Source organism: Caballeronia sp. M23-90 (genome assembly GCF_053574605.1).
The window spans coordinates 1-4,095 of sequence record NZ_JBSIPA010000550.1 but is presented as its reverse complement, the minus strand read 5'-3'; the positions used below and the strand labels follow the sequence as shown (position 1 = coordinate 4,095).

Annotated in this window: 5 protein-coding genes and 1 pseudogene; 2 read left to right on the top strand and 4 right to left on the bottom strand. The window is 60.4% G+C overall.

Annotated features, from left to right (window positions below; all coding sequences use genetic code 11):
• Positions 1-95: 95 nt before the first annotated feature.
• A pseudogene (locus ACRXB1_RS32260) lies at positions 96-404 on the bottom strand (RsmD family RNA methyltransferase); the annotation flags it as partial.
• 145 nt (positions 405-549) lie between these two features.
• On the opposite strand from ACRXB1_RS32260, the gene ACRXB1_RS32255 reads away from it, so the two are divergent.
• Positions 550-699: a hypothetical protein gene (locus tag ACRXB1_RS32255; protein ID WP_162916013.1), complete on the top strand. Its 150-nt coding sequence runs from the start codon at positions 550-552 to the stop codon at positions 697-699.
• A 49-nt stretch (positions 700-748) separates the two neighbouring features.
• Positions 749-1,987, top strand: a complete 1,239-nt coding sequence (ftsY, locus tag ACRXB1_RS32250) for a signal recognition particle-docking protein FtsY (RefSeq protein WP_449494341.1) — start codon at positions 749-751, stop codon at positions 1,985-1,987.
• A gap of 44 nt (positions 1,988-2,031) precedes the next feature.
• Here the strand turns inward: ftsY and ACRXB1_RS32245 are convergent, their stop codons facing one another.
• The 3 genes from ACRXB1_RS32245 to ACRXB1_RS32235 are packed head-to-tail and all read right to left on the bottom strand — an operon-like array spanning position 2,032 to position 4,004.
• Complete coding sequence (locus tag ACRXB1_RS32245; RefSeq protein WP_449494340.1) at positions 2,032-2,643, bottom strand: LysE/ArgO family amino acid transporter; 612 nt, start codon at positions 2,641-2,643, stop codon at positions 2,032-2,034.
• Positions 2,640-3,284, bottom strand: a complete 645-nt coding sequence (maiA, locus tag ACRXB1_RS32240) for a maleylacetoacetate isomerase (protein ID WP_449494339.1) — start codon at positions 3,282-3,284, stop codon at positions 2,640-2,642. Before maiA ends, ACRXB1_RS32245 begins: the two co-directional genes overlap by 4 nt.
• A 21-nt stretch (positions 3,285-3,305) precedes the next feature.
• A complete protein-coding gene (locus tag ACRXB1_RS32235; protein WP_449494338.1) occupies positions 3,306-4,004 on the bottom strand; it encodes a fumarylacetoacetate hydrolase family protein in 699 nt (232 codons plus the stop codon).
• Positions 4,005-4,095 lie beyond the last annotated feature (91 nt).

Here is a 4,095-nt window from a genome sequence, read left to right as displayed (position 1 = left end):
TGTGTTCAACGTATTTATTTCAGCCCGCCTTCGGCATTTGTCATAGGGCCGAGATTAGTCGTTCAATGGACCATATTTCACTTCCCGTGGCGCGCGAAACCGAGCGCGCCGCTGCCGGCGAAGAGATCGAGGCAACGGCGGCCATCGAGTGACTGGCCAAGCCAGTTGAAAAGCGTCTCGCGCACGCGGTCGGGCGTCGGGCGCAAACCATCCAGGCTCAGCACCGGCAGCGGCGTGCGCTTCCAGTCACCGCCGATGATACGAATGGAATGCGGCTTGCCGCCCCGTGACGGCAGCGCTTCACGCACTTTCGGCTCCCGCTGACTCGGCGCGGTGTCGCGGTTTTTATCGCGGGTGCGTTCGGGATTTCGTGTGAGCGTTCGGGTGATGTCAGAGCGGGACATGGACGTGCGTGAGTTGGCAGGTGGTTTAGCCGGGCGCGGGGCAGAGAAAAAGTGACTGCAAGCATTGCCGGCGTGCGATTGATCGCGTCACCGATGCGGGCACGTTACCACAGCCCTGACATCCTCGATGTCGGGGGAACCCGCCATGCAGCCACTACAATCGGTGCCGGCTGATAAAATACGTTTCTTTCGCGTTTTTACGCCTTTCGCCCGGCTCTTCCCGCTGTTTTTGGCGGTTTTTCGCGGCACGGCGGCCCATGTCATCCTGGCTTTTTTGCGGGCGTTCGACTCCTGAACACGCTTGCGACAATACAGATGAAACGCCTCCTTCACCACTGCAGACCATGTTCAGCTTTTTCAAACGATTAGTAGGCAAAACGAGCGACACGCCTGAGGAAGATCAGGTCGAGGACGCAGGCGGCCTGGATTCCGAAGACGAAGCGGAAATCCCAGCCGAAGAAGGGCTCCGGCATGCGACCACGCCCGTCACGCCGGCACAGCCGGTGCAGACCCCTGACGCTTCGCTGCAGCACGCCACCACGCCGGTAACTCCGGCGCAACCGGTTGACAGCTCACCTGCAGCACAAGCGAAGCCCTACTGGCAAGGACGCACAGCATCTCAATGGACCGCGGCGCAGGAAACGGCTGTTATCGTGCCGCCGCCTGAGCCGGAAGAGGTCGCGAAACGCTCCTGGATCACACGGCTGAAAACGGGATTGTCGAAAACGAGTTCGGGGCTGACGGGGATTTTCGTCGGCGCGAAGATCGATGACGATCTTTACGAAGAGCTGGAAACCGCGTTGCTGATGTCGGATGCGGGTATGGACGCCACTGAATATCTGCTCGAAGAACTGCGCGAAAAAGTGCGCAGCGAGCGCCTCACCGACGCAATGCAAGTGAAGGCCGCGCTGCGTTCACTCCTCGCAGATCTGCTGCGACCGCTAGAAAAATCGCTGATGCTCGGCCGCGCGCAACCGCTCGTGATGATGATCGCCGGTGTGAACGGCGCGGGAAAAACGACGAGCATCGGCAAGCTGGCCAAGCATTTGCAAAGCTTCGACCAGTCGGTGTTGCTGGCCGCCGGCGACACGTTCCGCGCCGCGGCGCGCGAGCAATTGCGCGTGTGGGGTGAGCGGAACAACGTGACGGTTTTATCGCAGGAAAGCGGCGACGCAGCCGCCGTGATCTTCGACGCGGTTGGCGCCGCAAAGGCGCGGAAGATCGACGTGATGATGGCTGACACCGCCGGCCGTCTGCCGACCCAGCTTCACCTGATGGAAGAACTGCGCAAGGTGAAGCGCGTGATCGCAAAGGCGCAGCCGGATGCGCCGCACGAAGTCTTGCTGGTTATCGATGCAAACACGGGCCAGAACGCGCTCGCCCAAGTAAAAGCCTTTGACGATGCCCTCGGCCTGACCGGGTTGATCGTGACGAAACTAGATGGCACCGCCAAGGGCGGCATTCTCGCCGCGATCGCACGCCAGCGTCCGATTCCGGTTTATTTCATCGGCGTGGGCGAGAAGGTGGAAGACCTGCAGCCGTTCAGCGCCGACGAATTCGCGGACGCGTTGCTGGGCAGTTGAACCGATGCTGCGGGCGTTTTCACGACGCCCGCAGCGCGAAAGCTCTAACGCGAAAAGATCAGCATCCCGGCAATCCACCACATCACCACACCCACGATCACATCGAGCACGCGCCACGAGACATCTTTCTCGAACAGCGGCCGCAGCAATCGCGCACCGAACCCGAGCGTGGTGAACCAGATAACCGACGAACACATCGCCCCGGCCGCGAACCACGCGTTCCCCGGCCAGCCGTATCGCGCGCCAATCCCACCCAGCAACACAACGGTGTCCAGATAAACGTGCGGATTGAGCAGCGATAAGGCGAGCACAGTCGATGCCGCTTTCAACGCCGTCTGCGTCTCGCCGTTTTCGGCCTGCAAATGCCCCGGCCCTTTCCATGCCGCATGAAACGCCCGAACGCCGTAGAGGAACAGGAACACTGCACCGGCCCATCGAATCACGTCGAGCAGCACCGGCGCACGGGCGATCAACGCGCCCATTCCGCCGATACCCAACCCAATCAGCAATACATCGATCAGCGCGCAGATCGAGACGACCAGGCCTACGTGTCTGCGCTTCAAACCTTGCCGTAATACAAACGCGTTTTGAGCGCCAATCGCGATGATCAAACTTGCGCCAAGCCCGGCGCCGGATAAAAAAACTGCTGTCGTCATTCTGCGTCCGGTTGCTGCCCTGGCGCAGCGCGCGCGAACGCATCGATTTGCCCGGCGTGATCGACAATACCTTCGATCGTCGGATACCGGCTCATATCAATGTTGAAACGCCGCGCATTGAACACTTGCGGCACGAGACACAGATCCGCGAGCGTGGGGGTATCGCCGAAGCACAGCGCGCCCACGCGCGGATCGTTCGCAAGACGCTTTTCCAGCGAGCTGAATCCCGCTTCCAGCCAATACCTGTACCACGCGTCTTTCGCTTCTTCGCCAACCTTCAGCGTGTGCTTCAGGTACTTCAGCACCCGCAAGTTGTCAATGGGATGAATTTCGCACGCCACCTGCAGCGCGACCGAACGAATGAACGCACGATCGAGGGCGGTGCCCGGCAGCAATGCCGGCTTGGGATGCGTCTCTTCCAGATATTCGATGATCGCAACCGACTGCGTCAGCACGTCGTCGCCATCCACGAGCGTTGGCACGATGCCATCCGGATTCAGCTCTCGATACTCGGGCTTAAGTTGCTCCCCGCCATCGCGCAGCAGATGAATCGGTGCGTAGTCGTAATCGAGCCCTTTGAGGTTCAGCGCAATCCGCACGCGATACGCGGCCGAACTCCGAAAATAGCTATAGAGCTTCATCGTCCCCTCCCGTTTTTAAAGTCAGACCACGCGCACCGCAAATTCGCCGATTCCGTCCACGCCACCTTTCATCAAGTCGCCTTTCTGGATCGCGCCGACGCCTTCAGGCGTGCCCGTGAAAATCAGGTCGCCGGGGAACAACTCGAACAACGTCGATAAATACGCGATCGTATCGCCGACCGACCAGATCAGTTGCGAGATGTCCGAGCGCTGCTTTTCTTCGCCATTGACCGTGAGCCAGATCGCGCTTTTTTCCAGATGCCCGACTTGCGCGACCGGATGAATTGGACCAAGCGGCGCGGATTGATCGAAGCCCTTTGCGGTATCCCACGGACGGCCGAGTTTCTTCGCTTCGGCCTGCAAGTCGCGGCGAGTCATGTCGAGGCCGAGCGCGTAGCCGAACACGTAGTCAAGCGCTTGATCGGCGGGAATGTCCTTGCCCCGCTTGCCGATGGCCGCAACCAGTTCCATCTCGAAATGCACATTCTTCGATTGCGACGGATACGGGAATTCGCCGGTCGCGCCGGGTGCGACAAACAGCACGGCATCAGCGGGCTTGGCGAAAAAGAACGGCGGCTCGCGATCTGGATCGTGGCCCATCTCACGCGCGTGCGCCTCGTAGTTCCGGCCGACGCAATAGATCCGGCGAACGGGAAATTCGTCGCTGGAACCGGCTACCGGTACAGCAACCACGGGCGCCGCAGCAAATACATGACTCATCGCGCTTCTCTCCTGTTGGTATGACTCGACCCGGATGGCTCGACCAAGGACTCAAGTTTAACGTGCGCGGTTTGCCGTCGCGACTCGGCCG

Excerpts from the sequence above, each read along its gene's own strand:
- ACRXB1_RS32255 (WP_162916013.1), top strand. The coding sequence starts at position 550 with ATGCAGCCACTACAATCGGTGCCGGCTGATAAAATACGTTTCTTTCGC.
- ftsY (WP_449494341.1), top strand. The coding sequence starts at position 749 with ATGTTCAGCTTTTTCAAACGATTAGTAGGCAAAACGAGCGACACGCCT.
- ACRXB1_RS32245 (WP_449494340.1), bottom strand. The coding sequence starts at position 2,643 with ATGACGACAGCAGTTTTTTTATCCGGCGCCGGGCTTGGCGCAAGTTTG.
- maiA (WP_449494339.1), bottom strand. The coding sequence starts at position 3,284 with ATGAAGCTCTATAGCTATTTTCGGAGTTCGGCCGCGTATCGCGTGCGG.
- ACRXB1_RS32235 (WP_449494338.1), bottom strand. The coding sequence starts at position 4,004 with ATGAGTCATGTATTTGCTGCGGCGCCCGTGGTTGCTGTACCGGTAGCC.